This is a genomic window from Aminobacter sp. P4_D5, from assembly GCF_056401815.1.
Genome location: NZ_JBFUIP010001049.1, coordinates 1 through 593 on the forward strand (window position 1 = coordinate 1; position 593 = coordinate 593).

General features: G+C 69.6%; 1 pseudogene. It reads left to right on the plus strand.

Annotation, left to right across the window (positions count from 1 at the left end):
- Positions 1–593, plus strand: a pseudogene (locus AC1DWF_RS36595) (2,3-bisphosphoglycerate-independent phosphoglycerate mutase); the annotation flags it as partial.

The following is a 593-nucleotide window of genomic DNA, read 5'->3' on the forward strand; positions in this document are numbered from 1 at the left end:
GGACTCGACCGAGCTGAACCACCTGATCGGGACTCTTTTCCCGCCGCAATCCATGGAGGACATCCTGGGCGCGGTGGTCAGCAAGGCCGGGCGCAAGCAGCTCCGCATGGCCGAGACGGAGAAGTATCCGCACGTCACCTACGTCCTGAATGGCGGCGAGGAGACGCCCTACCCCGGCGAGTCCCGGATCATGGTGCCCTCGCCCAAGGTCGCGACCTATGACCTCCAGCCCGAGATGAGCGCGCCGGAGCTGACGGCGAAGGCGGTGGAGGCGATCAGGTCGGGCGAGCAGGACCTCATCGTCCTGAACTTCGCCAATGCCGACATGGTCGGCCATTCCGGCATCCTGGCCGCCGCCATCAAGGCCTGCGAGGCGGTGGATGCGGGACTCGGCGCCATCGCCGACGCGATCCAGGCCGCCGGCGGCGCGCTGCTCTTCACCGCCGACCACGGCAATGCCGAGCTCATGAAGGACCCTTTCACCGGCGGCCCGCACACCGCGCACACCACCACCCCCGTGCCGGGCGGGCTGATGGGCGGGCCGGAGGGCGCGACGATCCATGACGGCCGCCTGGCCGATCTGGCGCCTACCG